The following is a 25,393-nucleotide window of genomic DNA, read 5'->3' as shown; positions in this document are numbered from 1 at the left end:
ACCTGATCCGGGATGGACGCCGGTTCGCGTGAAGAAACCGCGTCAAATTCGGGAAGCTCCAGTTGCCGCTTATTTGAGCGCATCCGAGGTCAGCTTGAATTTCTGGATCCGCTTGCCCTCGACCTCGCCGGTATAGACGTTGCCCTTCTGGTCCACCGCCATGACGTGGAGCAGGGCGAACTGTCCGGCATTGCGGCCGCTATGGCCGAAGGTGCCGACCACGCTGCCGTCGTCGCGCTTCAGCACGCGGATCTCGTTGTTGGCGCCGTCGGCATTGAGCAGATAGGTCTGCTTCGGATCCGGCCACAGTGCGAGATCGAACACCGCGCCGTCGCCGCGGGTGTTCTTCTCGTAGAACCATTCCTTCACGAAGGTGCCGTTCTTCTGGAACACCTGGATGCGGTCCTGGCTGCGGTCGCAGACATAGACCAGCCCGTCATTGGCGATCTTGATGCAATGCACGGGATTGCCGAACTGCTCCTGCACCGCGGCGCTTGGATCATAAGGCGGCTGCTTGTCGTCGGTGGGCAGCTTGCCGTAGCCGCCCCAGTGCCGCTTGTAGGCCAGCGTGGTGGCGTCGTACACGATGACGCGGCGGTTGCCATAGCCATCGGCGATGTAGAGCTCGTTGGCATCCTTGTCGATCGCCATCTCGGCAGGACGGCCGAGCTGGGTGGTGTCGTTGCTGTTGGTGCGGGCTGCGATCTTGCCGATCTGGCCGAGATATTTGCCGTCGAGCGAGAACTTCAGGATCTCGCTGTCGTCATCGGCATTGCCGCCGATCCAGACGAAGCCACGTTCGTCGACCTCGATGCCGTGCTCGCGGCCGACCCATTGATAGCCGTCGCCGGGGCCGCCCCAGGCGCGCAGCAGATTGCCGTCGACATCGAATTCGAGCACCGGCGGTGCCGCCACGCAGCATTTCGCGCGCGGCGGGGTGAGGCTCAAAGCCTTCTCGCCATCGGTCAGCGAGCGCGGCCGGTGCACCACCCAGATATGTCCCTGCCAGTCTACGGTGATGCCGCCGACCTGGCCGATGATCCAGTTGTTGGGCAGCTGCTTGGGCCACGACGGATCGACCGCGAAGGTCGGGACGTCACCGGCCTTCGCAGGCGTTGGTTGAGCGAAAAGGGCTGCTGATGCGATGCCGGCGGAGAGAAGCAATCCGGACAGAATGGAGCGCGCGCGATTGACCGTCGGCGTCATGATGCCTCCCGAGATTTTTCTTGGCGGGGTGTCCCGCTGGGAGGGCAGTCAATCGTGCGCAGCGAAACGAGTCAATTGTCCTCTCGATATCGCTGGGATCGGAGGGGCGCGCGCGTTGCAGGATCAGGGTAGTTGCAGTAATGAGCTGCCATCTCCGGTAGCAAGGGCGGCCGCATGCGTCGATGGTTGAGCGGGATAGCGGTCTGTCTGCTGTATCTGGGGGCGCCCGCCTCAGCCGCCCAGATCAATTGCGGGCCGTCGCCCGGCATCAAGTGCCTGGCGGTCACTGTGTTCTCGTTGGGAAAGAAACTTCCCGCGAACGACACCTTGTACCGCCCACACGTCGCGTTCGCCGAACGCGAATTGGCGCCTAGCGATCTCAAGACCGCGCTTGAGTACATAATTTCGGACAATCCCGATCCGTCGCCTTGGGAAAGTATCGAGTGGATTGCGCAAGCAGGTCGCTTCGGCGACGCGCTTGCGCTCGCGAGGCAGCGAAAATCGACGGTTGAGCGCCTCGGCGGCCTGCTTTCGGTGGCCTCTCACCTGCTCGAGGCGCACGATGTGGCGCAAGCGCGGGAGATCGTCGCGGGCGTCGAGCGCGAATTGCCGTCACTTGCCGGTGACAGCGATGAGTACGCTGGAATCATCCCTGTCATGGTTGGAGAGCTATGGGCCGGTCTGGGACAGACCGATCGGACGCTGCGCGTTGTCGGTGGCCGTGGCGCGGGAACGGTCGATCAACTACTGATGATCGCCAACAAGTATCCGGCCGCGGCCGGGTTGCGCGAGCAAGCGTGGCGTGAGGCCGAACGCATCGGCGAGCCGTTTCCGCTTCGGCAGTTGCTGCAAGACGCGATCGATCGTGGCGATCCGGCCGACATTGCTCGCGCGGCTCAGCGCGCCGGCAAGGTCGTTGATCGCATGACGGACCATGAAAATGCGTCGGCGGTGATTGCGCTCGCGCGCGCATTGCTGACTGCCGGCGCGCCGGATCCGGCTGCCAGGCTGGTCAAGCCATGGCGCCAATGGGTCGACGGCAAGGACGCCGCGGCCCAGTTCAACGCCGTCAACATGCTGATGCCGGTCTTGTTGCGGCTTGGGCGCGACGATGAGGTTCGCCAGGCGGCTGAGGCCGTCAACGATATTCGTGAGCGCGCCCGGGTGCTGACCACGGCCTCTGCGGAGTATTTCAAGATCGGGCGTCCCGAGGTCGGGCGGAAGCTTGATGCGGATGCGCTAACCTTGGCGCTGGCGGTTCCGGGCGAACAGCAGAAGTTGCGCTCGAGCCGTGACAGCGTGCTGCACAATCTCGCGCTTGCGCGCGCCGATCATGGCGACATCCAGGGTGCGCTCGCCATTGTCGATCAATTGAGCAACGGCGCCAAGGTTCGTGACGTGACACATTGGCTGGTCCAGCGCGCAATCAGCGGTCATGGTGCGGTCATGGCACCTGCGATCGAGCGGCTTCAGCAGCTTGCCGTGACGGCCCATGATCCGGATTTGCTGCTGGAAGCCGCCGAGGCCTGGTACGCCGTCGGCAATGAGAGCAAGGCGCGGGAAGACCTGGCGCAGGTCATGAAAATGGGCGAGGGGGGCCAGGGTCAACGAAGCGGCGGTCGATCCGGCCGTGTCGCCGAACTCGTGTGGCACCTCGACGGAATGAGCAAAGCAGAGACCATGGTCGACATCGTCGACAAACTCGGCGTGACCGACCCGGGCGCCATCGGCCGCTTGGTCGATGTCATCCGGCCACTGTCATCAACGGTTGCCGTGCAACTCGCTGCCCGGCAGACCGACGTGGCGCGTCAGATTGAAGAGTTGGCCAACATCGCGATCACAATGGCGCAGAAATCGAAATAGTCGCCGCGACTGTGCGCGTGACCGCTCACGCTGGCGGCTGGAAGCTCCGCAGCGTGCGCGCCTTGTAGTCGTAGAGCCTGCCGGTCTCGGTCCATTCCGGTGAACACATCGGCACGATGAATTCGGCGGCCATGTCGGGCGTATCGAGTGTCATCGGGTCTTCGCCCGGAAACACCTGCGCGCGCATCCGGGTGCGGATCGGGCCGGGGCTGAACAGGTTGACGCGCAGCGCCGTATTGGCGGTCTCGTGGGCCCAGGAGCGCACCAGCGCGTCGAGCGCGGCTTTCGAGGCCGCATAGGGGCCGAGATAGGCGTTGGCCTTGTGCGCCACGCCTGATGTGACGAACACCGCTCGGCCGGCGTCGGACTGGCGCAGCAGTGGATCCATGCAGCGGATCAGCTGGAAGTTGGCGGTGACGTTGATCGCGAACACGTCGTTCCACGGCTTCAGCTCGATATGGCCGAGCGGCGAGGACGGGCCGGCGGTGCCGGCGTTGCCGACCAGGATGTCGAGCTTGCCGTGGCGCTCATGCAGCGCGAGCCCGAGCCGCGCGATCCCCTCGTAATCCGTCAGCGAGAGCGGCACCAAGGTGGCGCTGCCGCCGTCCTTGCGGATCTCGTCGTCGAGCTCTTCCAGGCCGCCTTGCGTGCGCGCCACCGCGACGACGTGCGCGCCGGCCTTGGCCAGCGCGATGGATGTCGCATAGCCGATCCCGCGCGAGGCGCCGGTCACGAGGGCAATACGGGAGGCGAGGGGTTTTGTCATGTCTGTCCGTCCGTGGTCTTGCGGCGGGTATTACAGACGGAAAAGGCCGGGACAAGCCCGGCCATGACGAATTCCTGCGCTTTCGGCTAGGGGCCGGGCCCCTGGTCCATGTTGCTGCTGTTGATGCCGTTACCCGAATTGTCGGGCGTCACCTTCATACCCTGTCGTAACGCAAACACGATGAAGCCGACCAGCAGCACCCCACAGAGGATGCCCATGATCGGCTGCATGGCGTGCTCCGTCAGCTCGCCTCGGCCAGCAGCGAGAGCTGGCGCGGCGGGGCCTCGGGCTCGCTCTGGTCGGTGAGATGGGTCGGATAGGCGCCGGTGAAGCAATGGTCGGCGAATCTCGGATTGGCCGGGTCGCGCCCCTCATAGCCCATCGCGCGGTACATGCCGTCGATCGACAGGAAGGCCAGGGAGTCGGCGCCGATGATATCGCGCATCTCCTCGAGCGAATGGGTCGCGGCGAGCAGGCCGCCGCGATCGGGCAGGTCGATGCCGTAATAGTCGGGATAGAGGATCGGCGGCGAGGCGAGGCGGAAATGCACCTCGCGGGCGCCGGCATCGCGCATCATGCGGACGATCTTCTTCGAGGTGGTGCCGCGCACCAGCGAATCGTCGATCAGGATGATGCGCTTGCCTTCGATCGCGGCGCGGTTGGCCGAGTGCTTCATGCGCACGCCGAGCTCGCGCACGGTCTGGGTCGGCTGGATGAAGGTGCGGCCGACATAGTGGTTGCGGATGATGCCGAGCTCGAACGGCACGCCGGAATACTGGCTGTAGCCGACCGCGGCGGGCACGCCGGAATCGGGCACCGGCACCACGACGTCGACCTCGGGATGGCTCTCGCGCGCGAGCTGGGCGCCGAACGCCTTGCGCACGTCGTACACCGAGCGGCCGCCGACGATCGAGTCCGGCCGCGCAAAATAGATGTACTCGAAGATGCAGGGCCGCGCCGGCTTCGGCGGGAACGGCTTGTGGCTGTGCGCGCCGCGCTCGTCGAACACGATGATCTCGCCGGGCTCGATGTCGCGGACATATTTCGCGCCGATCATGTCGAGCGCGCAGGTCTCCGAGGTCAGGATCGGATGGCCGTCGAGATCGCCGAGCACCAAGGGCCGGATGCCGAGCGGATCGCGGGCGCCGACCAGCTTCTTGTTGGTCAGCGCGACCAGCGCATAGGCGCCCTCGATGGTGCGCAGCGCCTCGATGAAACGGTCGATGAAGCGGGTGCGCTTCGACTGCGCGACGAGATGCAGGATCACCTCGGTGTCGGTGGTCGACTGCATCATGGCGCCGCCCTTGACCAGCTCGCGGCGCAGGGTGAGGCCGTTGGTCAGGTTGCCGTTGTGGCCGACCGCAAAGCCGCCGGCGCTGAGCTCGGCGAACAGCGGCTGCACGTTGCGCAGGATGGTGCCGCCGGTGGTGGAGTAGCGGACATGGCCGACCGCGGCGTTGCCGGGCAGGCGATCGATCACCTCGCGGCGGGAGAAGGCATCGCCAACCAGGCCGAGGCGGCGTTCACTGTGGAAGCGGCCGCCGTCGAAGGAGACGATGCCGGCGGCCTCCTGGCCGCGGTGTTGCAGGGCGTGCAGGCCGAGCGCGGTGATCGCGGCGGCCTCGGGGTGGCCGAAGACACCGAACACGCCGCATTCCTCGCGGAGCGTGTCGCCATCGAGATCGGGGTGGTATCTGAGATCGTCGTCCCGGTGGTCTTGTCGGAGATCTTCTTGTCGGAGATGTTCCTGCATTTCGATCGGGCCGAGGTCGAGATCCAGTTGGGCGGCGTGATCGGAAGGGGTTTGCATCTCGTTCATCGCCTCTCGTAAGGGGCCCAAATAAGTTATCGGCCCGCGGGTTTCTCGATCAGCTTTTTCAAGCTGTCACGCGCAGGTTTGCTATAGCCATCGCCCGACGCCGGCGTTGTCTGATCGTTGGTATCAGCCGCAGAATCGTCGTCCGGCTTATTCTTCTTGAACTTCTTTAAGATGGTGTTCTCGGGGTCATCAGGCAAGAGCGCCATCAGCCAATCCCCGGTTCCCTGCAGCACCACCCGGGACTTTGCACCGGTGACCCAATCGGGCCGCTGCTTGTCCGGAACCAGCCAGGTGAAGAACATGAACGCCACGACCACGATCAGGAGGCCGCGGGCGAGGCCAAACAGGAAGCCGAGGGTGCGGTCGAGCGCGCCGATCCGGGAATCCAGAATCATGTCCGAGATCCGCACCGTGATGATCGAGACCACGATCAGGGTGCCGATGAAGACGCCGGCCACCACCACCACGGCCGCGACCGTGTCGTTATTGAAGTAAGTCTTGGCGGTCGGCAGCAGCTTCGAGAAAGCGTAGAGCGTGACCAGCGCAGCGGCGCCCCAGGCCGCGATCGACAGGATCTCGCGCATGAAGCCGCGCACCATGGCAAGCAGGCCCGAGATCAGCATCACGCCGAGCAGGACGAGATCAAGTATCGTTATGGGCATCGGCTGGTCAGGTCCGCTGGTACGTTTGGGTCCGCTGTTAAGGGCTCGCGAATCGGCAAAGTCGGTGCCGTCCTAACTGAGGCGCATCGGGGGCATTCGGCAAGGCCGCAACACCACCTGTCCCGCGCGCCGGATGTATAGCGGCGGGGGGCTGATACGTCACGCCCGCTTTAGCTGGTCTCGCGACGGAATCGGGCCGGTGTGGCATTTTTCTCAGCCGCATCAGCGCCCCGGGAGCCACCCTGGTCGTCCCTTGGTACGGCTCTGCCGCCTCTGGGTGTTCCGCGCGCGGCAATTTCGGCGACCAGCGTGGTCAGATTGCCGACGCTGTTCAGCGCGAGCCCGCTATCGCCGCCACCATCGCCGCGGGCCGATTCGGGCAGGATGGCGCGGCCGAAGCCGAGCTTGAGGGCCTCTTTCAGCCGGGCCGGGGTCTGCGCCACCGGCCGGATCGCCCCGGACAGCGAAATCTCGCCGAAATAGACTGCATCCGTCGGCAAGGGCGCATTCACAAGCGAGGAGACCAGCGCGGCGGCAGCTGCGAGGTCCGCAGCCGGCTCCTGGATGCGTAGGCCGCCCGCGACGTTGAGATAGACGTCATGTCCGGACAATTTGACGCCGCAATGCGCCTCCAGCACCGCCAGCACCATCGACAGCCGGCTCGGATCCCAGCCGACCACGGCGCGGCGCGGCGTGCCGAGCGAGGTCGGCGCCACCAGCGCCTGCAACTCGACCAGGACCGGGCGGGTGCCCTCGATGCCGGCGAACACCGCGGTACCGGGACTGCCGAGTTCGCGTTCGGAGAGGAACAATTCCGAGGGGTTGGTGACCTCGCGCAGTCCGAGCCCGGTCATCTCGAATACGCCGATCTCGTCGGTCGCGCCAAAGCGGTTCTTCGCCGAGCGCAGGATGCGGAACTGCTGCGAGCCTTCGCCCTCGAACGACAGCACGGCATCGACCATGTGCTCGACCACGCGGGGGCCGGCGATCTGGCCGTCCTTGGTCACATGCCCGACCAGGATGATCGTAGCCCCGGTCTTCTTGGCGAAGCGAATGAGGGCCTGCGCCGAGGCGCGGACCTGGGTCACTGTGCCGGGCGCGGATTCGACCGTGTCGGTCCACATGGTCTGGATCGAGTCGATCACGATCAGCCGCGGCACCGCGCCTTCCGACAGCGTCGAGACGATATCCTCGACCGAGGTCTCGGACGCCAGCTGCACCGGCGCGTCCGCGAGCCCGAGCCGCTCGGCGCGCAGTCGCACCTGCGCGACCGCCTCTTCGCCCGAGATGTAGACCGCGCGGTGGCCCGCGCGCGCCATCATGGAGGTTGCCTGGGTCAGCAGCGTGGATTTTCCGATGCCGGGATCGCCGCCGACCAGCAGCACCGAGCCGCGGACGAACCCGCCGCCGGTGACGCGGTCGAGCTCCGCCATGCCCGACGACAGCCGCGGCGCGTCCTGGGTCTTGCCGGATAGCGATTCCAGCGCGAACGTCCGCCCCTTGCGCTTGCTGCGTATCGAGACCGGCACCGAGCCCGTGGTGTCTTCCTCGGCCAGCGTGTTCCACTCGCCGCAGGAGTCGCACTTGCCCTGCCAGCGATTATACGCCGCGCCGCAGTTCTGGCAGACGAAGGAGAGGGTGGATTTGGCCATGGAGCAGGTGAGTCGCGCTATCGCGCATGATGCATAGCACGGTTCGGGTGCCACGCACGATCCGTCGAACCCTCAGCTCCTGATGCAAGGACAGGCTCAGCGAGAGAAGACCCGCGTTCCGGCCGGCCATCGCGGCTTGTCTCCGACCGGGCTTGCGCCGATCTCCCAGCCGACGCCGCCCCAGAGCACGTCGACGGCGCCGAGCTCGCCTGCGATATCGCGAACATAAAACACATTCGGCTTGGCGTTGATCTCGAGCGTGCCGCCGTTGCCATTGGGCTGCTGTTGCAACCTGCACCAGACGTCGGCCAACCGGCTCTCGTGGCTCGGACCGAGTCTTGCGAGGATGTCCTTGTCGCTCGAGGCTGCGCTGAGGACGAAGGTCTGCAACGATGCGCCGCCGGTCTCGTTCTCGACCTTGTTCGTGAAGCGTTGCGCGAAGGTCGCACCCAGCCAGGAGATCTTCACCGGCGCGCTGGAGGCGATGTTCTCCTTGAAATGGTCCCGCGCGACGAATTTTTCAGTGCGAGGGATCGCCGAGGTCGACGACGGATCGGACGGTTCCTCAGCTTTTGGTTGCAGGGAACAGGCGACGCGGTCAACGGCGGCAGCGGAACCTGGTTGGTTCGGTTTCGCATCGTCGGCGGCGGCGCTCAAAACTTGTGCTGCGAGAAACAAGGCCAATGACAGCGTGAGGCTTAACTGGCGCATCTTGTTGTCGTCCCTGAATCCGCTGTGTTCGCGGAGACAAGGTAAACCGCATCTTGCAGATGTAAATCAAAGATCAGGTTTCTGGTTAAGGATAAAAAGTAAGTTCAACTACAGCGCGAATTTGAATCAAATGCGCTTCGGCGCACGGGAACTGCTGCTTCGAAGGTTCGGTCGATCTGCGCGCTGTCGCAAGACGCCATTCGATTTTGCGCGCGTGCCGCGTCTAGACGCGGATGTCTCGCCCCGACAGCAGCAGCCGCGGAGTCTCGCGCGGCATCAAACCGGTCGGCAACGCCCGGCAGCATCTTGCCTGCGCATGCAGCGGATCGCTCCAGCTCCAGCGCACGCGCCAGGACGGATTGTTGGCGTAGGCCGGAATTCGCCAGACCCAGATCGTCTCGTAGACGCTGTCCCCGAATTGCCCGACATCGGGTTTCGCTGTCGGCCAGAGAGCCGCGCCGGCGACAGCGAACGTCACGACCGCCACAGTCGTCATCATCATCTTGCGCATCGCGCGTCTGCCTTTCCCGCCTGTCGCGGGTTCTGACAACCCGCTCGTCCGAATGCTTCAACTTGCGATCCCGAGATCCGAATCCCTCAGGCCGACATCAGACGCTGAGGTGCGCGCTCGATTGCGCCCCTTGTGCTGCCTGACTCCTCGGGATTCGCATCCGGGTCGTCGATCAATCCCGTGATGCCTGCTAGAGCAAAGTGCTTGTCAGCAAACGATCAAGTAATGAGATCGTCATAAACGCAGTCGCCGGATGGAGGCAATCCGGATAACACCGGGAACCGGGCGCTCAATGAGGCTCTTTGGAGGTACACAACACACCACCAAGTATGCACAGAGCCCCGTAGAATTACGACATGCCCGTGAGCCTACGACGTCATTGCGGACCACAACAACGCCGTGCCCGCCGCCAGCATGATGCCGTCCATGATCAGGCGGAACGATTCCGGCTTCATCTGCAGCACGAAGCGCTTTGCGATGAAGGCGCCGGCCATCAGCGAGGCACCGGCGATCAGGCCCTTCAGCGCGATGTCGGGGGGCAGCGCGCCGAACCGCTCGAACGTCACCGACTTGCTGACATAGAGCCCGAGCGAGCTTGCCGCTTCGGTGGCGAGGAACGCGCCCTTGTCCAGGCCGTAGAACAAGAACAGCGGCACGCTGAGCGGACCGGTCGAGACCACGACGCCGGTGAGATAGCCGATCAGCGCGCCGCCGATTGCGAGATGCCAGAGATTGGCTTTCAGTCTGTGCTGCGCCAGCCAATGCCGCACCGGCACCATCGCGATCAGGAATACGCCGATCGCGATATCGACCGCGTGCGAGGGCAGAGCGAGCAGGGTGCGCGCGCCAAGCGCTGCGGCCGGAATGCCGGTGATCGAGTAGGCGGCGCAGGCGCGCCAGTCGACCTCGCGCCACCAGGCCAGGATGCGCGACAGATTGGCCATCACGGCCGCGACCGCCATGATCGGCACCGCCTGCTTCGGCCCATATTGATAGACCAGCACCGGCATCAGCATGATCGACGAGCCGGTGCCGACGATGCCCGAGATGGTGCCGGCGACGAGGCCGACGATGAGGACGAACAGGAAGCCCACGCGCACTCCGGGATATGATCCCGAGCCACGCCGAATGCGTGCCTCGACAACGAAGGCTCAGTGTGACCTCACGGTTCGAGAGCGCGCAAGGCGCCTTGGACCGGAGACGGGTCGTCGCGCGCCGCGTCAGTATTTCGCGACGACCGGGCCGCCGAAGCGGTAGTTGACGCGCACCGTCACCATGTCGACGTCCTGGTGGATGCGTTCGTCATGGTTGAGCTGGGCGATGAAGACCGGATCGTAGGTCATGTGAACGTTGTTGGTTCCCATGAACAGATGGTCGTATTCGATCGCCAGCGACCAATTGTGTGCGATCGCATATTCCGCGCCGGCGCCGATCGCGCCGCCCCAGCGCGTCTCGCTGCCGCGGTCGGCGATGAAGCCGACCGGCACGCCGGGTCCGAAGGCCGGCGTGATGAAGCTCTCGTAGCGATCGCGCACGACGGCCGCGCCGCCCTTCGCGTAGAGCAGGAAGGCGCCCCAGGAATAGCCGACCTGCCCGGTGAACAGGCCGATGGCATCGATCTTCGAGCGGTTGGCGAAGCCTGCGAACAACGCCGCCGTGGACGGGTTCGAGCCGGAGAGGTCGGCCCAATTGCCCTGCGCTTCGACCCCGAACACCCAGGCCGCCTGCTGCCAGCGATAACCGATCTGGCCGCCGGCGGTCGCTCCGCTCGCGGTGTGGCAACCTTCCGGGCCGGTGAAATTCACGACGCCAAGCGCCGGATTGCTGATGGCGAAGGGCGCGATGTCCCAGCACTTCCGGCTCCAGCCGCCGCCGCCATTGGCACCGACATAGAAGCCGCTCCAGTCGGTGGTGGCGGCGACGATCGGGGGCGCCTTGGTGTACTGGCGGGCGGCGAGATCGGCGGCGGACGCGCCTGCAATGCCGAGCATGAGCATGGATGCGGCGACGAAATATGTCTTCACGGGCAGCCCCAATGCATGAATCAAATCGGTGGCAGGCTAGTCGATTTGCGCCACCTCCGGCTGTACCCGGTCCGCCACATCCGGCCGCATTCGCTGGCACCGGGCGGCTGTCGAAGTATGATTCAAAGGCCGTGCAACACGTTCGGTGTCGTCCTGGCCAAAGCCAGGACCCATTACCCCAAGTCTTAGTTATTGTGCGACGCCGGGGCCGCGATCCCGTTCACAATCAAGTTCGGTGGTTATGGGTCCTGGCTTTCGCCAGGACGACGGTGGTGTGTGCGGCATCATCCGATCCGCGTCGCGACCATCACGAGGCGCAAAGTTCGCCATCGATCACTTCAGCACCACCCAAGCCGGCGCATGATCGCTGGCGCCTTCCTCGCCACGAACGTCGCGGTCGACGCCGGCTTTCGCGAGCCGCGCCGCGACGTCGGGGCTGAGCAGAAGGTGATCGAGCCGAAGGCCTGCATCGCGCGGCCAGCGCTGGCGCTTGTAGTCCCAGAAGGTGAACATCTGACGATCCGGATGCAGCGTGCGGAGCGCATCGCACCAGCCCTGATCGACCAGTGCCTTGAACGCGGCGCGGCTCTTCGGCTGAATCAGCGCATCCTTATCCCAGGAGCGGGTCGGATAGATGTCGAAGGGCGTCGGCGCGACGTTGTAGTCGCCGGCGAGCACCACGGGGACCTGCTGCTTGAGCAGCTTGGCGGCGTGGGCGCGCAGCCGCTTGAACCAGGCCAGCTTGTAATCGAATTTCGGGCCGGGCTGCGGATTGCCGTTCGGAAGGTAAAGGCTGGTGACGACGATGCCGCGTACCGCGGCCTCGATGTAGCGCGCCTCATGGTCGTCGCGGTCGCCGGGCAGGGCGGTGCGGATCAGGACCGGCTCGGCCTTGCGGGCGAGGATGGCGACGCCGTTCCAGGTCTTCTGTCCCTGCCACACCGCACCGTAACCGGCCTTCTCGAGCGCGGCAGCGGGAAACTCGGCGTCGCTCGCCTTCAGCTCCTGCAGGCTGACGACATCGGGCTTGGCCGATTTCAGCCAGCGCAGCAGGTTCGGCAGCCGGCGATTGACGTTGTTGATGTTGAAGGTCGCGATCTTCATGCGGTCAGGCAATCGCGACTGGTCACGTCGTCAGGCGGAGGGCAATGGCGGCGGCGCGGGCGGCGCTGCTGTCGGCAAGGTTGGTGGCGCCGCTTGCGCAGCGGCGGGCTCGGTCTTCTCGGTGACTGCGTCGCCCTTCTCGGCGACAGTGTCACTGCGCGCGGCGACGGCATCGCCGCCCTTGTAGATGCGCACGAAGCGGCGGCCGAGACTGGTCAGCACCTCATAGCCGATGGTGCCGAAATGATGCGCGACCTCGTCGACCGTGATGCCTTCGCCGATCAGCGTCACCATGTGGCCGCGCCGCACGGCATTCTTGTCGAGATCGGTGACGTCGACCGCGATCAGGTCCATCGAGACGCGGCCGGCGATCGGGCAGCGTTTGCCGGCGACCACGACCTCAGCGCCGCGGGTGCCGTCATTGGCGCTGGCGGCGCGGAAATAGCCGTCGGCATAGCCCGCCGAGATGATCGCGAGCCGGGTCGGCCGCCGCGCGGTCCAGGTGCCGCCATAGCCGACGGTCTCGCCGCGATCGATGTTGCGGATCTGCACGATGCGCGCCTTGAGGTCGACCACCTGCTGCATCGGGTTGTCGGCCTCCGGCGTCGGGTTGACGCCGTAGAGCGCGCAGCCCGGCCGCACCATCTCGAACTGGAATTGCGCGCCGAGGAATACGCCGGAGGAGTTCGCAAGCGAGGCCGGCACGCCGGTGAACAGGCTCGCGATCTCGCGGAAGCTCGCAAGCTGCCTGGCATTGGCGGGATTGTTGAGCAGTTCGGCGGAGACGAGGTGGCTCATGACCAGCGTGATGCCGTGATCGCCGGCATTGATCCGCGGGATGATGCCTTGCGCTTCGCTGACCGTCAGCCCGAGCCGGTTCATGCCGGTGTCGATATGGATGGCGGCGCCGCCGGACCAGCCGGAGCGTCGGCAGAACACGTCCCATTCGGCGAGCTCGTTGAGATCGCCGATGACGGGCTTGCAGTCGATCTTGGCGTAGGCGTCGCCGGTCTGCTGGAAGAAGCCGCCGAGCGCATAGACGGTCGCCTGCGGAACGGCCGCGCGCACCACGGCGGCCTCCTCGACGGTGGCGACGAAGAAGGTCTTGCAGCCGGCCTTGGCCAGCGCCCGCGACACCTGCTCGGCGCCGCAGCCATAGGCATTGGCCTTGACCACGGCGGCGCATTCCGCAGGTACCGCAGTCTTCTCGAGCTTGCGCCAGTTGGCGATGATGGCGTCGAGGTCGACGGTGAGGATGCCGGTGGCGGTCGGATGGGCTGCCAGCAGACTGGCTTCGGGCGTCAGCTGCGATTTCGCGTCGGTCACGATGTTCATGGCTCAGTTGTACAAGCGGGGCGGGCCGCCTTCAACTGTACCTCTCCGCTAGTAGGCAGGGGGACGATCCGGGACCTGTCCGTCCGTTGCGAGATCGCCGAACCGGGTGACGCTGGCTTCGAAGTGCAGTTCGACGGTGCCGGTCGGACCGTGGCGCTGCTTGCCGATGATGACTTCGGCCTTGCCGAGCGCGCGCTCCATTTCGGCCTGCCAGGTGGCGTGCTCCGGGGTGCCGGGCCGTGGTTCCTTGTTCGCGAGATAGTATTCCTCGCGGTACACGAACATCACGACGTCGGCGTCCTGCTCGATCGAGCCGGATTCACGCAGGTCGGAAAGCTGCGGCCGCTTGTCGTCGCGGTTTTCGACCTGACGCGAGAGCTGCGACAGCGCGATCACGGGGACGTTGAGCTCCTTCGCCAGCGCCTTCAGATTGGTGGTGATCTCGGTGATTTCCTGCACGCGGTTGTCGTTGCCCTTCTTGCCCGAGCCCTGCAGCAGCTGGATGTAGTCGATCACGATCAGGTCGAGGCCCTTCTGCCGCTTGAGGCGGCGGGCGCGCGCGGTGAGCTGCGAGATCGAGAGACCACCGGTTTCGTCGACGTAGAACGGCAGCGACTGCAATTCGATCGAGCAGTCGCGGATCTTCTCGAAATCGAGCTCGGAAATACCGCCGCGCCGGATATGGCTGGAGGGAATGCCGGTGCGTTCGGCCAGAATACGGGTGGCGAGCTGTTCGCCGCTCATTTCGCAGGAGAAGAAACCGACTGCGCCGCCGTTAATCGCCTTGGTGGTGCCGTCGGCCTGCACCTCGGGAACATAGGCCTTGGCGATGTTGTAGGCGATGTTGGTGGCGAGCGAGGTCTTGCCCATGCCGGGACGGCCGGCGAGCACGATCAGGTCGCTTGGTTGCAATCCGCCCATCTTGGTGTCGAGGTCGCGCAGCCCCGTCGAAATGCCCGACAGTTTGCCGTCGCGCTGGAATGCCTTGGCCGCCATGTCGACGGCGACCGTGAGGGCATCGGCAAAGCGCTGGAAGCCGCCGTCGTAGCGGCCGGTCTCGGCAAGGCTGTAGAGCTGCCGTTCGGCGTCTTCGATCTGCGCACGCGGGGCAAAATCCACGGGGGCGTCGTAGGCGACGTTGACGATCTCCTCGCCGATCTGGATCAGGTTGCGGCGCAGGCTGAGATCATAGACGGTACGCCCGTAATCCTGCGCGTTGATGATGGTGGTCGCTTCGGCGGCGAGGCGGGCGAGGTACTGGCTGACCGTCATGCCGCCGAGGTCGAGCTCGGCTGGCAGAAACGTCTTCAAGGTAACGGGATTGGCGACCTTGCCCATCCGGATCAGGCTGCCGGCCGTTTCATAGATCTGCTGGTGAATGGCTTCGAAGAAGTGCTTCGGCTCCAGGAAATCGGAGACCCGGTAGAAGGCGTCGTTGTTGACCAGGATCGCGCCCAGCAGCCCCTGTTCCGCTTCGATGTTGTGCGGCGCGCTCCGATAGGTCGGGGACGCAGCGTCGGGCGCGAGCTTGTGGACGTTCGAATCAATCAAGGCCATGGACGAGCTTATTCTTCTGATTTCGTCGTTACTGAGATTTTCGGCTGTGGGGCCGCGATCAAGCGCCAGCCCGGCACGAAGCGAAAGGACGGATGTTTCTTATGCACGATTCACACAACGCGATGTGTGAATCCGCGGCCGCCGGATGCATTCCGCTTGACGAGGATTCGGTCGAAAACCGGCGTCGTCCGGCCGGTCAGCGAATGTCGTTGGCAAATTGGGAGAGGCTGAACCTTTTTCCGGTTGCCGCGCACCAACCGGCAGTGAGGTCGTGCTGGCCTCGGTTCCTCAGACCAGGATGAGGAAAGCCAGCGCGATCAAGGCGGCCGCCACGCCGGTAGCGATCAGGGCGTAGTCGGTCACGAGGTCGCGTTGCGGGTCCAACATCGTCTGGTGCGGTTCTCGGGTCATTCCGGACCACTACGACAGCCCGGAACAGACCTCTGTGAAGCAGATCACACCTGTCGCATTTTCTTTGCGGCAGGTTCGCGGGAACGACCCGGCGGATTCCGGGTTGTCTCCGCTCAGGAGAGATACGGCGACGATGGCTCGAGAGTTTCAGGCAGGGCGACTGAGGTTTGGCCGGGCAGGCGGCATGGACCCCCGCTGGCTGGCGTCGCTTGTCGACGCCATGGAGCAGGCGGCGCGTCCGGAGCTCCGGAACGTGCCCTGCGACATCGACCTGATTTCGGCCGTCGCGGTTCACTTGGCGCGCCCGTCGCCGACCTTCGCCCATTGCGGCTCGGCCTACAGCCTGCGCAACTAGCGGTACCCGCGCTTTCAGACCTATTCGCCGGCGAGTTGCAGCCGGGGCTTTGCGGCGCCGGCTTCCTTGAGCCGGAGGCGAGCTTCCTCGCGGCCGATATAGTCGCGGGTCATCGGCACGATGCCTTGGCGCTTGGTCAGCTGCAGCTGGAAGTTCATCATGTTCTGTACCCGGAACGACATCTCCGAGGCCGCCAGATAGAACTCCCACATCCGGGCGAAGGCCTCGTCGTAGAGCCGCACGGCCTCCTCGCGCCGCGCCATGAAGCGGTCGCGCCAGGCCTTCAGGGTCTCCGCATAGTGCAGGCGCAGGATCTCCATGTCGCAGATCAGCAATCCTGCCTTCTCGATCGCCGGCATCACCTCGGAGAGCGCCGGAATGTAGCCGCCGGGGAAGATGTATTTCCGGATCCAGGGGCTGGTGACATCGGGACCGGTCGAGCGGCCGATCGAGTGCAGCATCATGACGCCGTCATCGCTCAGGAGCTCGGCGCAGCGCTTGAAGAAGGTCTCGTAAAAGGCGACCCCGACATGCTCGAACATGCCGACCGAGACGATGCGGTCGAACGGGCCGGGGATGTCACGGTAGTCCTGCAGCAGGAAGCGCGCTGAATGCGCCAGGTTCTTCTCCGCCGCCCGGGCGTTGGAGATCTGCAGCTGCTCGGTCGACAGCGTGACGCCGGTGACGTCGGCGCCGCTCATCTCGGCGAGATAGAGCCCGAGCCCGCCCCAGCCGGAACCGATGTCGAGGACGCGGTGGCCGGGCGTGATCAGGAGTTTTGCGGCGAGGTGGCGCTTCTTGGCGAGCTGGGCGTCGTCCAGCGTTGCGTCCGGCGTCTCGAAATAGGCGCAGCTGTATTGCTTGTCCGCGTCGAGGAAGAGGGAATAAAGCCGGCCGTCGAGGTCGTAATGGCGGGCGACATTGCTCCTGGAACGGCCGCGCACATTGAGCTGCTGGGCGCGTCGTCCGAGGAAGCGCAGCCAGGCCTGCAGCCTGGCAAAGTTCGGCAACATCGCCGCCTGGCCCATCAGGACGGCCAGCACGTCGGCGATGGTGCCTTGCTCCACCACGAACGTGCCGTCCATGAAGGCTTCGCCGAGGTACAGCTCGGGATCGACCAGAACCCGCAGTTCCGCGGCCCTGGTCATGAACCGTGCGGCGACCGGCATGCCGGTGCCGTCACCGCAGGTGAATTGAGCGCCGCTCGCGGTCGTGAACGTGATCGAACCGCGGCGGATGAAGCGCCCCAAGCAAAATCGCAACAATCGGTCCATCGAAGCACCAACGGAACGGCAAGCTGCACACTGACACCACCGGAGCTGATCACTCCAATGTGTCCCCGAACTAAAGATAGGCAGGGAATTGGATCGCGCTATTGCGTTGTGCTCAAAGCCGATATTCCAAAATGTGACAATTGCGTGGATGCGTCACGCGCGCGCTTCCATTCGCGCGATAATCGGATAAAAGGTGACCGCCGCGGCCGATCCATGAGGCGCAGGCGGCGATTTTTCCGGAATCTGGAGACTTAAGGAATGTTGAGCCGAGCCCTCAGTCTGGCGACGGTGACGCTTCTGATTGGCCTGTCGGCCGTATCAGCGCAGGCGCAAAACCTCGAGGCCGGCAAAAGCCCCTCCCAGATTTTCGCCAATACCTGCACGGCCTGCCACAAGAGCCCGCGCGGTCTCTTGAAGACCGTGCCGGCCGGCTCGCTGCCGGGCTTCCTGCGCCAGCACTACACGACGTCGAGCGACATGGCCGGTGTGCTGGCGTCCTATCTGATCTCGAACGGCGCCAACGACCCGCGTTACCAGGCCAAGGATAACCCCCGGGGGGCCAAGGGCCGGGACGCCAGGCAGGAGGCGAACCAGTCTCCGGAGCAGCCGGCCGAGCGCCCGTCGCGCCGGCAGCGTCAGGGTGCGGCGCCACAGGAAGGCGCGAAGCCTGATGCCGACGGTTTGAATCCAGAAGGGCGCCCCGCCCACCACGGCCGGCGCATGGCGCGCCCGAGCGAGGCGCCTGATGGTGCCAAGCCGGACGATGGCCAGACCCCGCAGGCCGCCGGCGAAGGCAAGCCATCTCGCCAGAAGCACGGCCGTCGCGGCAAGCCGGTCGAGGAGCCGAAGTCGGACGAGGCGCCCAAGGGCGAGGCGGCGGGCGACCAGCCCAAATCCCAGACCGCTGTCAAACGCGAAGACAAGGGTGAGGCCGAGAAGCCGGCGAAGCCTGCCGGCCAGCCCGACACGGCCAAGGTCGATGCGCCGAAGAGCAATGCTGGTAGCGAGCCGGCTGCCGTGCGATCGGATCCGGTTCCGCAGGTCACACCCGCGGCTCCCGCCGCTTCCCCTGCGCCCGAGCCGGCCGCTGCCGCTTCTCCCGCGCCGGCGCCCGCCGCGCCGCCGGTAACCGCAGCCGCGCCGCCTCCGCCGCCGCCCCCAACGACGCCGGGCTCCGGTCCGCCGGAAGCGCCGAGCTCGAAGTAATCGCCAACGCCGGGCCGCGAGGTCCGGCGTTATCATTTGACTGCCACTAGAGCATAACTCTAGAGTGTTGATCTAGCAACGAAGGGAGCCGGTGGTGGGTACGGCGCGCGAAGATCTGTTGGCGGCGGGATTGGCGGTGTTCGACCGCGATGGATTCGAGGGGGCGACGGTGGCCGAGATCCGCTCCCGCGCCCGCGCGTCCAACGGCAGCTTCTTCCATTTTTTCACCTCGAAGAAGGAGCTCGCCGGAACCCTGTTCCTGGAGATCCTGCAGGCCTATCACGCCGCGATCATCACCGCGGTCAACGACACGCACGGCGCCGGCGAGGGCGTTGCGCGGCTGATCCGCGCCCACCTCGATTGGGTCGTGACCAACAGGCGCGAGGCGCGCTTCCTGTTCGAGATTTCGCGCAGCGAATGGACCGAGGAGGTGCGCGGCGCGCAACGCACCGAGAACTCGCGGCTCACTGACGGCATCGAGCGCTGGCGCGCGCCGCTGCTCGCGCGCGGCGAGTTGCTGCCGATGAGCGCTGTGCTGTTCTTCAGCCAGATCATCGGGCCGGCGCAGATCTTTTGCCGCGCCTATCTGTCGGGCCGCCAACAGAGCGACCCGCGCGAACAGGTCGAGACGCTGATCGCCTGCGCGATCCGCGCGGTGGTGGCGCCGGGTGCGCCGGAGTGAGCGGGAGGGACGTCATGAACGAGACCGATCCGGACTTTGCGCCGATCGCGACGCGGATTCGCGACAATGTCGGCCGTCAGGGCTTCATGGGTCTTGTCGGCGCTGAAGTAGCCGAGCTGTCGCGCGGTGCGTGCACGCTCGCGGTCGACCGCCGGCCTGAGCTGTTGCAGCAGCACGGCCTGTTTCACGGTGGGGTGACGGCGTTCCTGGTCGACAACGCCACCACGATTGCCGCGGCGACGTCGCGGGGCCAGCCGGCGCTGACGGCCGAGTACAAGCTGAACCTGCTGTCGCCGGCGTCAGGTGATCGCCTGATCTGCCGGGCGCGCGTGATCAAGCCCGGGCGTCAGGTCGCCGTCGTCGCGGCCGACGTGTTCTGCATCATCGACGGCAAGGAGAAGCATACCGCGACGGCGCTCGCGTCGATCGCCATGCTCGACGATCAGGCGGCGGCACGAATCCAAAGCCCGGCCTGATGGGGCCGGGCTTCAGTCGATGGAGCGATGAAGAGACGCTTACTTCTCTTCGGCAGCCGGAGCCGGCGCAGCCTCGTCGTCGTGCTGCGCTTCCGGATCGAAGAATTCGCCGGCGGCGGCGAGCGCCTCGGCGGCAGCGTCCTGGTCTTCCTGGCGGGTCGAGATGTCCTCGCCGCGCTTGATCCGCTCGGCCTCTTCGGCGGAGCGGGCGACCGTCACGGTGACGCTGGTCTCGACCTCGGGGTGAACGGCAATGGTCACCTTCTGCTGGCCGATCACCTTGATCGGCGAGTCGAGCCAGACCTGCGGACGGGCAACCGTGATGCCGTCGGCGGCCAGCGCAGCGACGATGTCGCGCACCGTGACCGAGCCGAACAGCTGGCCGGACTCGGAGGCCTGACGGATGATGATGATGTCGCGGCCATCGATCTTCTCGGCGACAACGGCGGCTTCGCCCTTGGCCTTGATGTTGTTGGCCTCGAGCTCGGCCTTCATGCCGTCATACTTGGCGCGGTTCGCCTCGGTGGCGCGCAGCGCCTTGCCGCGCTTCAGCAAGAAGTTGCGGGCGAACCCGTCCTTGACGCGCACGACTTCGCCCATCTGACCAAGCTTGGCAACGCGTTCCAGCAGAATGACTTCCATTTTCGTTCTCCTTTAGAGGCTAAGTATCGGGTTTAAGTGGTTGGATCGAATGTCAGGCCGCAGGCAAAGGCGGCGGTCTGGTTTGCAGATAGCGCTGGCGCAGTCCGAACACGGCATCGGCAATGCCGAGCGCGAAGATTGCGATGATCGGCCAGCCGAACATGACGACGACGGCGTAGATGCCGCCGAGCCAGAAGCCGCGACTGGTGAGCGACAGCGTCAGGGTGTGCAGCACGGCGAAGCCGACCAGCGCATAGGCGATGACGAGCGCCGCGGTGACGATCTGCGCCAGCAGTGCAAGCATGCCGCCGACGAAGCTGACGGCGACCGCCACCAGCAACGCGACCAGCGTCATGGCGGGGAGCGCCGTGGTGTGGAAGTCCGGCCACGGCCGGTTCAGCCGCCCGGAGGTTTGTGCGATCTTGCCGGCGAGCCACAAGCTCAGCGTCAGCGTGACCATCGCGAGGATCGTTGCGGCGAGGGGCGCGAGGATCACCAGCATGTCGACCAATCGTTCGATCTCACCGCTGGGCAGGCCGTCGCCGGTGCTGAGCACCCTAAGCAGGCCGCGCCGCAAAGCACCGGTGACTGTGTCGGCATCCGAACCGAGTGTGAGCAGCGCGGCGGTCGTGGTGATGACGGCGAAGGCTGCGATCCAGAGCAGGATGCGGCCGACGGGATACCATTCGAGCGCGGGCGGCTGCAGAGGGGCGCCGTCACCGGCTGCGCCTGCGATCGGCCGTCCGAGCAGCGCGAGGTGGCCGAGCCACCAGCCGGGCAGGGCGACCATCATGGCAAACGCGATGCAGTAAGGAAGTCCGAAGATCGCTCCGAGAACGGAAGCGGCAGCGATGCCGCCGATGGCCGCGGCGAGCGGTCCCCAAGCGAGCGCCGACACCATCAGCGGCAGCGGCGCAAGAAAGTACAGCAGCAACGAGATCAGCGCGCCCGAACTGATCGAGGCGAACATCAGCGCCGACGCGGCGCCGGCGGCAAGTGCAACAATGAGGATCGCGATCATCAGCTGTCCCGCCCCCTTTGAGCGGTTAGGGGTTCTGCTTCGAGAACCCCAACCATCGGCGACCGGACGACCCGGAAGCCTTATGAGAATGAGCGGCCGGCGGCACGTGCCGCCGGCCGGAAACGATTAGCGAATGACGTAGGGCAGCAGGCCGAGGAAGCGCGCGCGCTTGATGGCGCGGGCGAGCTCACGCTGCTTCTTGGCGGACACGGCCGTGATGCGGCTCGGCACGATCTTGCCGCGCTCGGAGACGTAACGCATCAGCAGCTTGGAATCCTTGTAGTCGATCTTCGGCGCATTCGCGCCCGTGAACGGGCAGGACTTGCGACGACGGAAAAACGGACGGCGGGCACCAGCATCAGCCATGATTCATTACTCCTCGGTCGCAGCTTCTTCGTCGCGCGGACGGCGCGGACCACGGTCGCCACGGAAACCACCCTCGCGGTCGCCACGGAAGCCGCCTTCGCGGTCGCCGCGGAAGCCACCGCCACGGTCATCGCGCTCGCGGTCACGGTCGGCCTTGCGCATCATCGCGGACGGGCCTTCCTCGTGCTCTTCGACGCGCACGGTGAGATAACGGATGACGTCTTCGCTGATCCGCTCCTGGCGCTCGATCTCGGTGACGACAGCCGACGGTGCGTCGATGTTCATCAGCACGAAATGCGCCTTGCGGTTCTTGTTCATGCGGTAGGTGAGGGAGCGCACGCCCCAGCTCTCGGTCTTGGTGACCTTGCCGCCGCCCTGTTCGACGATACCCGTCATCTGGGCCGTCAGTTCATCCACCTGCTGGGTGCTCGCATCCTGACGCGCGAGAAAAACATGCTCATAAAGAGGCATGGTTGTCCTTTCCTGTGTTGGCGTGGATTCCGGCGACAAGCCCTTCGAGACCTTCGGAAAGGACTCGAGCTGCTCAGAAGGCGGGAGCACGGGACGACGGGCCGACTGGCCCTGCCACATCAAAATCGCCACATCAAAATGAAAGGGTGAATTTGCTGAGACCGTCCGTTCAGCTCCCGGCCGGAGCCCACGAATGGCGCGCTTTATACGGATTTTGGCTGCAAAGGCAAGGGTCCGCAGAGGGGTCTTGGCCCCCGGATTTGCGAGGGGGGCGTAGCCGTCCCGGCCGTTCGGCGCAACTTCGCGCAGTTCCGTGTTGATTTCTTTGTTTGTATATCATACAAATATCTCACGGGAGGGTGATCGATGGGTTCGGAGACCGCCAGCGGCATGCCTGCGCCCGATCCGAAGCACGCCGTCCGCGCGACTCGGTCGGCGGGGCGCAAGATGCGCTCGTTGCTGCTCGATGCCGCCAGCCGCCTGTTCAAGGAGCGTGGGCTCTCGGGCACGTTGATCTCCGACATTGCCGCGGCGGCGGACGCCTTTCCGAGCCAGATCACCTATTACTTCCGCACCAAGGAAGCGCTGTTCGTCGAAGCCGCCAGCCGTGACATGCTTTACCTCGCGCGCGCGACCGAGCAGGCCGCCCTGAAGGCCCACACGCCACGCGATTACACCCGTGCCTTGGCCGAGACCGTGACCGCGACCGATACGGTCGCCTTCTTCGCCGAGGCCCTGACCTTGACGCGGCGCCGGCAGGATCTCGCGCCCTTGGTCGAGCGCACCATCGAGCGCCTGCACAGCGAAGGCGCGCGCGCCTATGCCGGCCAGGTCGAGCGGCACGGCTGGCGCTCGCTGCGCGCGCCCGAGGAGAGCTCGCGGCGCTTCTGGGCGATTGCGATCGGCGTAATCGTCGAGGGCTTTGCGATGGGGCGTGGCGCCGAGGAGATGTGCCGCGAATTGCTGCGCGCGCTCGGCGAGCAGGCGACATCGCCATCGACGAATGATGGATCGCGGCTGCGCCTGGTCGGCGATCGCGACACTTCATCCTCAACGGACGGGGAGATCAGCTCATGACCGCACTACGCATGCGTGCCCGCGATTTCCTCACCGAGGACGAACTGGTGGCTGTGCGGGAGCGCACGACGTGGAAGGGCGCAGCCCTGATCGTGCACGCCTGGGCGCTGATCCTGGGCGCGATCGCGCTGGTCGCATGGTGGCCCAATCCGCTGACCTATCTGCTTGCGGTCGCGATCATCGGCTCGCGCCAGCTCGGGCTCGCCATCCTGATGCATGACGGTGCGCATGGCTGTCTGTCGGCGAACGAGAACACCAATCTCACGCTGAGCCAGTGGTTCTGCGCCTATCCGATCTTCGCGGAAACCCGCGGCTATCGCCGCTATCATCTGCAGCATCATGCAAGGACGCAGCAGGAGGACGATCCGGACCTCGTGCTGTCGGCGCCGTTTCCGATCACGAAGATGAGCTACCGCCGGAAGTTCCTCCGCGATATCACCGGGCAGACCGGCTACCAGCAGCGCAAGGCGCAGCTGCTCAATGCGATCGGACCGAAAGACTGGCCACTATCGCGGCGCGCCGCCAATTTCTGGCAGAAGCTCGGGCCGCAATGCGTCACCAACGCGTTGCTGTTCGCAGGGCTCGCCGCTGCCGACGTGTGGTGGGCCTATCCGCTGTTGTGGCTGGTGCCGCTCTTGACCTGGATGATGGTGATCACGCGGATCCGCAACATCGCCGAACATGCCGTCGTGCCCGACAGCGCCGACCCCTTGCGCAACACCCGCACCACGCGGGCCAACGTCCTCGAGCGGCTGTTCATCGCGCCGTACTACGTGAACTACCACCTCGAGCATCATCTGCTGTTCTACGTGCCTTGTTACAACCTGCCGCGGGTCCACCGCATCCTGAGCGAGAGCCGCTACGCCGACCGGATGGAAGTCCAGCCGGGCTACGCCGCGGTGCTGCGGCTGGCGACCGCCAAGCCCAATCGGGAAGACCGCCCGGGCCAATTGGTCAACAGCGCGCGCCGGGCGCGGGCCGGCGCCGAGGTTAACGCCGACCAGAATGCCGGCGGATTCTAGGCCGGGACGGCCCTGGCGTCCCCAGGGTTCCGCGCGCGCGGCTTGACATCGCGCCCCCCATCAGTGTCTTACGGCCCGGTCCGAGGCCGGCTGCAAGATTTGGTTGCAGGGAATTGGTCTGGACCCGCTGTGGCGCGTTTCGCGCGACGGGATACCGTTTTCCCCTGCGGCAGGCGCGGCGCTTGCGCGGGGATCACGCTCAACAAGGTAGGGAGCGCCGATGACGGCAGCATTCACATTTCCGGGGCAGGGCTCGCAGGCGGTTGGCATGGGCAAGGCCCTGGCCGACGCCTTTCCGGTTGCGAAAGCCGTGTTCGACGAGGTCGATTCCGCGCTGGGCGAGAAACTGACCGCGATCATCTGGGATGGTCCGGGCGAGACATTGCAGCTGACGGAAAATGCCCAGCCGGCCCTGATGGCGGTGTCGATCGCCACCTTGCGTGTGCTCGAGAGCGAGGCCGGCTTCTCGGTCGGCCGCAACGCGGCCTTCGTTGCCGGGCACTCGCTCGGCGAGTATTCGGCGCTGGCCGCGGCCGGCAGCCTGACCGTCAGCGACACCGCGCGGCTGCTGCGGACCCGCGGGCTTGCCATGCAGAAGGCGGTGCCGGTCGGCGCCGGTGCGATGGCGGCGCTGCTCGGGCTCGATTACGAGGCCGCGGTCGCGGTCGCCAATGAGGCGGCACAGGGCCAGGTCTGCCAGGCCGCCAACGACAATGGCGGCGGCCAGGTGGTGGTCTCCGGCGACAAGGCCGCCGTCGATCGTGCGGTCGAAATCGCGAAGACCAAGGGGGCAAAACGCGCCATGCTGCTGCCGGTGTCGGCGCCGTTCCACTGCAAGCTGATGCAGCCGGCGGCCGACGCGATGGCCGAGGCGCTGGCCGGCGTTACCATCAAGGCGCCCGCGGCGCCGCTGGTCTGCAACGTGCTGGCGTCCGCCATTACCGATCCCGACGAGATCCGCCGCCGCCTGGTCGAACAGGTCACGGGGACGGTTCGCTGGCGCGAGTCGGTTGCCTATATGGCAGGCCTGGGCGTGACGCGGTTCTTCGAGATCGGCGCCGGCAAGGTGCTGAGCGGCCTCGTCAAGCGCATCGCCGATGGCGCGGTCGGCGTATCCGTGGGCGGCCCGAACGATATCGCTGCAGCCAAGGATGCGCTGGCAGCTTCGGCCTAAAGCAGC

The 25,393-nt window shown here is 65.6% G+C and carries 27 protein-coding genes; 8 read left to right on the top strand and 19 right to left on the bottom strand.

Annotated features, from left to right (window positions below; genetic code table 11):
* Positions 1-69: 69 nt before the first annotated feature.
* The gene (locus CO675_RS31320; protein ID WP_097675629.1) at positions 70-1,206 is read right to left on the bottom strand and encodes an NHL repeat-containing protein; all 1,137 of its coding nucleotides are present in this window, start codon (positions 1,204-1,206) and stop codon (positions 70-72) included.
* A gap of 174 nt (positions 1,207-1,380) precedes the next feature.
* Between CO675_RS31320 and CO675_RS31315 the strand changes: the two genes are divergently transcribed.
* Complete coding sequence (locus CO675_RS31315; protein WP_143279176.1) at positions 1,381-3,069, top strand: hypothetical protein; 1,689 nt, start codon at positions 1,381-1,383, stop codon at positions 3,067-3,069.
* Between the two features lie 25 nt (positions 3,070-3,094).
* On the opposite strand, the gene CO675_RS31310 is transcribed toward CO675_RS31315, so the two are convergent.
* The 13 genes from CO675_RS31310 to CO675_RS41830 all read right to left on the bottom strand — a co-directional run bounded on the left by CO675_RS31310 (position 3,095) and on the right by CO675_RS41830 (position 15,621).
* The gene (locus CO675_RS31310) at positions 3,095-3,835 is read right to left on the bottom strand and encodes an SDR family NAD(P)-dependent oxidoreductase (protein WP_097675627.1); all 741 of its coding nucleotides are present in this window, start codon (positions 3,833-3,835) and stop codon (positions 3,095-3,097) included.
* An 86-nt stretch (positions 3,836-3,921) separates the two neighbouring features.
* Entirely contained in the window at positions 3,922-4,065 is a 144-nt protein-coding gene (locus CO675_RS41185; protein WP_198964811.1) for a hypothetical protein, read from the bottom strand.
* Positions 4,066-4,076: 11 nt separating this feature from the next.
* The gene (gene purF, locus CO675_RS31305; protein ID WP_502693426.1) at positions 4,077-5,588 is read right to left on the bottom strand and encodes an amidophosphoribosyltransferase; all 1,512 of its coding nucleotides are present in this window, start codon (positions 5,586-5,588) and stop codon (positions 4,077-4,079) included.
* A 92-nt stretch (positions 5,589-5,680) separates the two neighbouring features.
* Positions 5,681-6,316 carry a CvpA family protein gene (locus tag CO675_RS31300; protein WP_097675626.1) on the bottom strand — a complete coding sequence of 212 codons (636 nt, stop codon included), beginning with the start codon at positions 6,314-6,316 and terminating at the stop codon, positions 5,681-5,683.
* A 170-nt stretch (positions 6,317-6,486) separates the two neighbouring features.
* Positions 6,487-7,968, bottom strand: coding sequence for a DNA repair protein RadA (gene radA / locus CO675_RS31295; protein ID WP_097675625.1), 1,482 nt, complete (start codon positions 7,966-7,968; stop codon positions 6,487-6,489).
* A 96-nt stretch (positions 7,969-8,064) separates the two neighbouring features.
* Entirely contained in the window at positions 8,065-8,679 is a 615-nt protein-coding gene (locus tag CO675_RS31290; RefSeq protein WP_097675624.1) for a prolipoprotein diacylglyceryl transferase, read from the bottom strand.
* Between the two features lie 223 nt (positions 8,680-8,902).
* The gene (locus CO675_RS31285) at positions 8,903-9,181 is read right to left on the bottom strand and encodes a hypothetical protein (RefSeq protein ID WP_245453008.1); all 279 of its coding nucleotides are present in this window, start codon (positions 9,179-9,181) and stop codon (positions 8,903-8,905) included.
* A gap of 377 nt (positions 9,182-9,558) precedes the next feature.
* Entirely contained in the window at positions 9,559-10,284 is a 726-nt protein-coding gene (locus tag CO675_RS31280) for a sulfite exporter TauE/SafE family protein (protein ID WP_097675622.1), read from the bottom strand.
* A 126-nt stretch (positions 10,285-10,410) separates the two neighbouring features.
* Positions 10,411-11,187, bottom strand: a complete 777-nt coding sequence (locus CO675_RS31275; protein WP_097675665.1) for an outer membrane protein — start codon at positions 11,185-11,187, stop codon at positions 10,411-10,413.
* Positions 11,188-11,547: 360 nt separating this feature from the next.
* On the bottom strand, positions 11,548-12,318 hold the full coding sequence (locus CO675_RS31270) for an exodeoxyribonuclease III (RefSeq protein WP_097675621.1): 771 nt from the start codon (positions 12,316-12,318) through the stop codon (positions 11,548-11,550).
* 30 nt (positions 12,319-12,348) lie between these two features.
* On the bottom strand, positions 12,349-13,653 hold the full coding sequence (gene alr / locus CO675_RS31265) for an alanine racemase (protein ID WP_097675620.1): 1,305 nt from the start codon (positions 13,651-13,653) through the stop codon (positions 12,349-12,351).
* Between the two features lie 48 nt (positions 13,654-13,701).
* Complete coding sequence (locus CO675_RS31260) at positions 13,702-15,210, bottom strand: replicative DNA helicase (protein ID WP_097675619.1); 1,509 nt, start codon at positions 15,208-15,210, stop codon at positions 13,702-13,704.
* Between the two features lie 288 nt (positions 15,211-15,498).
* Complete coding sequence (locus CO675_RS41830; RefSeq protein ID WP_256437482.1) at positions 15,499-15,621, bottom strand: hypothetical protein; 123 nt, start codon at positions 15,619-15,621, stop codon at positions 15,499-15,501.
* A gap of 184 nt (positions 15,622-15,805) precedes the next feature.
* On the opposite strand from CO675_RS41830, the gene CO675_RS41180 reads away from it, so the two are divergent.
* The gene (locus CO675_RS41180; RefSeq protein ID WP_198964809.1) at positions 15,806-15,976 is read left to right on the top strand and encodes a hypothetical protein; all 171 of its coding nucleotides are present in this window, start codon (positions 15,806-15,808) and stop codon (positions 15,974-15,976) included.
* A 20-nt stretch (positions 15,977-15,996) separates the two neighbouring features.
* On the opposite strand, the gene CO675_RS31255 is transcribed toward CO675_RS41180, so the two are convergent.
* Complete coding sequence (locus CO675_RS31255; protein WP_097675618.1) at positions 15,997-17,250, bottom strand: cyclopropane fatty acid synthase; 1,254 nt, start codon at positions 17,248-17,250, stop codon at positions 15,997-15,999.
* Between the two features lie 258 nt (positions 17,251-17,508).
* Between CO675_RS31255 and CO675_RS31250 the strand changes: the two genes are divergently transcribed.
* The 3 genes from CO675_RS31250 (at position 17,509) to CO675_RS31240 (ending at position 19,614) form a co-directional block, all read left to right on the top strand.
* Positions 17,509-18,456, top strand: coding sequence for a hypothetical protein (locus tag CO675_RS31250; RefSeq protein WP_245453007.1), 948 nt, complete (start codon positions 17,509-17,511; stop codon positions 18,454-18,456).
* Between the two features lie 94 nt (positions 18,457-18,550).
* Complete coding sequence (locus tag CO675_RS31245) at positions 18,551-19,138, top strand: TetR/AcrR family transcriptional regulator (protein WP_097675617.1); 588 nt, start codon at positions 18,551-18,553, stop codon at positions 19,136-19,138.
* 14 nt (positions 19,139-19,152) lie between these two features.
* Complete coding sequence (locus CO675_RS31240) at positions 19,153-19,614, top strand: PaaI family thioesterase (protein WP_097675616.1); 462 nt, start codon at positions 19,153-19,155, stop codon at positions 19,612-19,614.
* A gap of 39 nt (positions 19,615-19,653) precedes the next feature.
* Here CO675_RS31240 and rplI read toward each other — a convergent pair whose 3' ends face one another.
* From rplI to rpsF, 4 genes are all read right to left on the bottom strand, one after another.
* Positions 19,654-20,256 carry a 50S ribosomal protein L9 gene (gene rplI, locus CO675_RS31235; protein WP_097675615.1) on the bottom strand — a complete coding sequence of 201 codons (603 nt, stop codon included), beginning with the start codon at positions 20,254-20,256 and terminating at the stop codon, positions 19,654-19,656.
* A 52-nt stretch (positions 20,257-20,308) separates the two neighbouring features.
* Positions 20,309-21,277 carry a hypothetical protein gene (locus CO675_RS31230; protein WP_097675614.1) on the bottom strand — a complete coding sequence of 323 codons (969 nt, stop codon included), beginning with the start codon at positions 21,275-21,277 and terminating at the stop codon, positions 20,309-20,311.
* Between the two features lie 126 nt (positions 21,278-21,403).
* Positions 21,404-21,643 carry a 30S ribosomal protein S18 gene (gene rpsR / locus CO675_RS31225; protein WP_016844287.1) on the bottom strand — a complete coding sequence of 80 codons (240 nt, stop codon included), beginning with the start codon at positions 21,641-21,643 and terminating at the stop codon, positions 21,404-21,406.
* A gap of 6 nt (positions 21,644-21,649) precedes the next feature.
* Positions 21,650-22,114: a 30S ribosomal protein S6 gene (gene rpsF / locus CO675_RS31220; protein ID WP_097675613.1), complete on the bottom strand. Its 465-nt coding sequence runs from the start codon at positions 22,112-22,114 to the stop codon at positions 21,650-21,652.
* A gap of 366 nt (positions 22,115-22,480) precedes the next feature.
* Here rpsF and CO675_RS31215 point away from each other — a divergent pair, with 366 nt between their 5' ends.
* The 3 genes from CO675_RS31215 to fabD all read left to right on the top strand — a co-directional run bounded on the left by CO675_RS31215 (position 22,481) and on the right by fabD (position 25,387).
* Complete coding sequence (locus CO675_RS31215) at positions 22,481-23,191, top strand: TetR/AcrR family transcriptional regulator (RefSeq protein WP_097675612.1); 711 nt, start codon at positions 22,481-22,483, stop codon at positions 23,189-23,191.
* Positions 23,188-24,213 carry a fatty acid desaturase family protein gene (locus CO675_RS31210; protein ID WP_097675611.1) on the top strand — a complete coding sequence of 342 codons (1,026 nt, stop codon included), beginning with the start codon at positions 23,188-23,190 and terminating at the stop codon, positions 24,211-24,213. Before CO675_RS31215 ends, CO675_RS31210 begins: the two co-directional genes overlap by 4 nt.
* Positions 24,214-24,433: 220 nt before the next feature.
* Positions 24,434-25,387 (top strand): ACP S-malonyltransferase, encoded by a 954-nt coding sequence (fabD, locus tag CO675_RS31205; protein ID WP_097675610.1) that lies wholly within the window; start codon positions 24,434-24,436, stop codon positions 25,385-25,387.
* Positions 25,388-25,393 lie beyond the last annotated feature (6 nt).

The organism is Bradyrhizobium sp. C9, from assembly GCF_002532045.1.
Classification (GTDB): domain Bacteria; phylum Pseudomonadota; class Alphaproteobacteria; order Rhizobiales; family Xanthobacteraceae; genus Bradyrhizobium.
The sequence above is the reverse complement of the archived record's forward strand: the minus strand, read 5'-3'. Positions and strand labels throughout refer to the sequence as shown.

Coding starts and splice junctions, on each gene's coding strand:
- CO675_RS31275 (WP_097675665.1), bottom strand. CDS start 11,187: ATGCTCATGCTCGGCATTGCAGGCGCGTCCGCCGCCGATCTCGCCGCC.
- CO675_RS31320 (WP_097675629.1), bottom strand. CDS start 1,206: ATGACGCCGACGGTCAATCGCGCGCGCTCCATTCTGTCCGGATTGCTT.
- fabD (WP_097675610.1), top strand. CDS start 24,434: ATGACGGCAGCATTCACATTTCCGGGGCAGGGCTCGCAGGCGGTTGGC.
- rplI (WP_097675615.1), bottom strand. CDS start 20,256: ATGGAAGTCATTCTGCTGGAACGCGTTGCCAAGCTTGGTCAGATGGGC.
- CO675_RS41180 (WP_198964809.1), top strand. CDS start 15,806: ATGGACCCCCGCTGGCTGGCGTCGCTTGTCGACGCCATGGAGCAGGCG.
- alr (WP_097675620.1), bottom strand. CDS start 13,653: ATGAACATCGTGACCGACGCGAAATCGCAGCTGACGCCCGAAGCCAGT.
- purF (WP_502693426.1), bottom strand. CDS start 5,588: ATGCAGGAACATCTCCGACAAGAAGATCTCCGACAAGACCACCGGGAC.
- rpsF (WP_097675613.1), bottom strand. CDS start 22,114: ATGCCTCTTTATGAGCATGTTTTTCTCGCGCGTCAGGATGCGAGCACC.
- CO675_RS41830 (WP_256437482.1), bottom strand. CDS start 15,621: ATGACCCGAGAACCGCACCAGACGATGTTGGACCCGCAACGCGACCTC.
- radA (WP_097675625.1), bottom strand. CDS start 7,968: ATGGCCAAATCCACCCTCTCCTTCGTCTGCCAGAACTGCGGCGCGGCG.
- CO675_RS31300 (WP_097675626.1), bottom strand. CDS start 6,316: ATGCCCATAACGATACTTGATCTCGTCCTGCTCGGCGTGATGCTGATC.
- CO675_RS31250 (WP_245453007.1), top strand. CDS start 17,509: ATGTTGAGCCGAGCCCTCAGTCTGGCGACGGTGACGCTTCTGATTGGC.
- rpsR (WP_016844287.1), bottom strand. CDS start 21,643: ATGGCTGATGCTGGTGCCCGCCGTCCGTTTTTCCGTCGTCGCAAGTCC.
- CO675_RS31210 (WP_097675611.1), top strand. CDS start 23,188: ATGACCGCACTACGCATGCGTGCCCGCGATTTCCTCACCGAGGACGAA.
- CO675_RS31240 (WP_097675616.1), top strand. CDS start 19,153: ATGAACGAGACCGATCCGGACTTTGCGCCGATCGCGACGCGGATTCGC.
- CO675_RS31260 (WP_097675619.1), bottom strand. CDS start 15,210: ATGGCCTTGATTGATTCGAACGTCCACAAGCTCGCGCCCGACGCTGCG.
- CO675_RS31290 (WP_097675624.1), bottom strand. CDS start 8,679: ATGCGCCAGTTAAGCCTCACGCTGTCATTGGCCTTGTTTCTCGCAGCA.
- CO675_RS31285 (WP_245453008.1), bottom strand. CDS start 9,181: ATGATGATGACGACTGTGGCGGTCGTGACGTTCGCTGTCGCCGGCGCG.
- CO675_RS31230 (WP_097675614.1), bottom strand. CDS start 21,277: ATGATCGCGATCCTCATTGTTGCACTTGCCGCCGGCGCCGCGTCGGCG.
- CO675_RS31315 (WP_143279176.1), top strand. CDS start 1,381: ATGCGTCGATGGTTGAGCGGGATAGCGGTCTGTCTGCTGTATCTGGGG.
- CO675_RS41185 (WP_198964811.1), bottom strand. CDS start 4,065: ATGCAGCCGATCATGGGCATCCTCTGTGGGGTGCTGCTGGTCGGCTTC.
- CO675_RS31270 (WP_097675621.1), bottom strand. CDS start 12,318: ATGAAGATCGCGACCTTCAACATCAACAACGTCAATCGCCGGCTGCCG.
- CO675_RS31310 (WP_097675627.1), bottom strand. CDS start 3,835: ATGACAAAACCCCTCGCCTCCCGTATTGCCCTCGTGACCGGCGCCTCG.
- CO675_RS31255 (WP_097675618.1), bottom strand. CDS start 17,250: ATGGACCGATTGTTGCGATTTTGCTTGGGGCGCTTCATCCGCCGCGGT.
- CO675_RS31215 (WP_097675612.1), top strand. CDS start 22,481: ATGGGTTCGGAGACCGCCAGCGGCATGCCTGCGCCCGATCCGAAGCAC.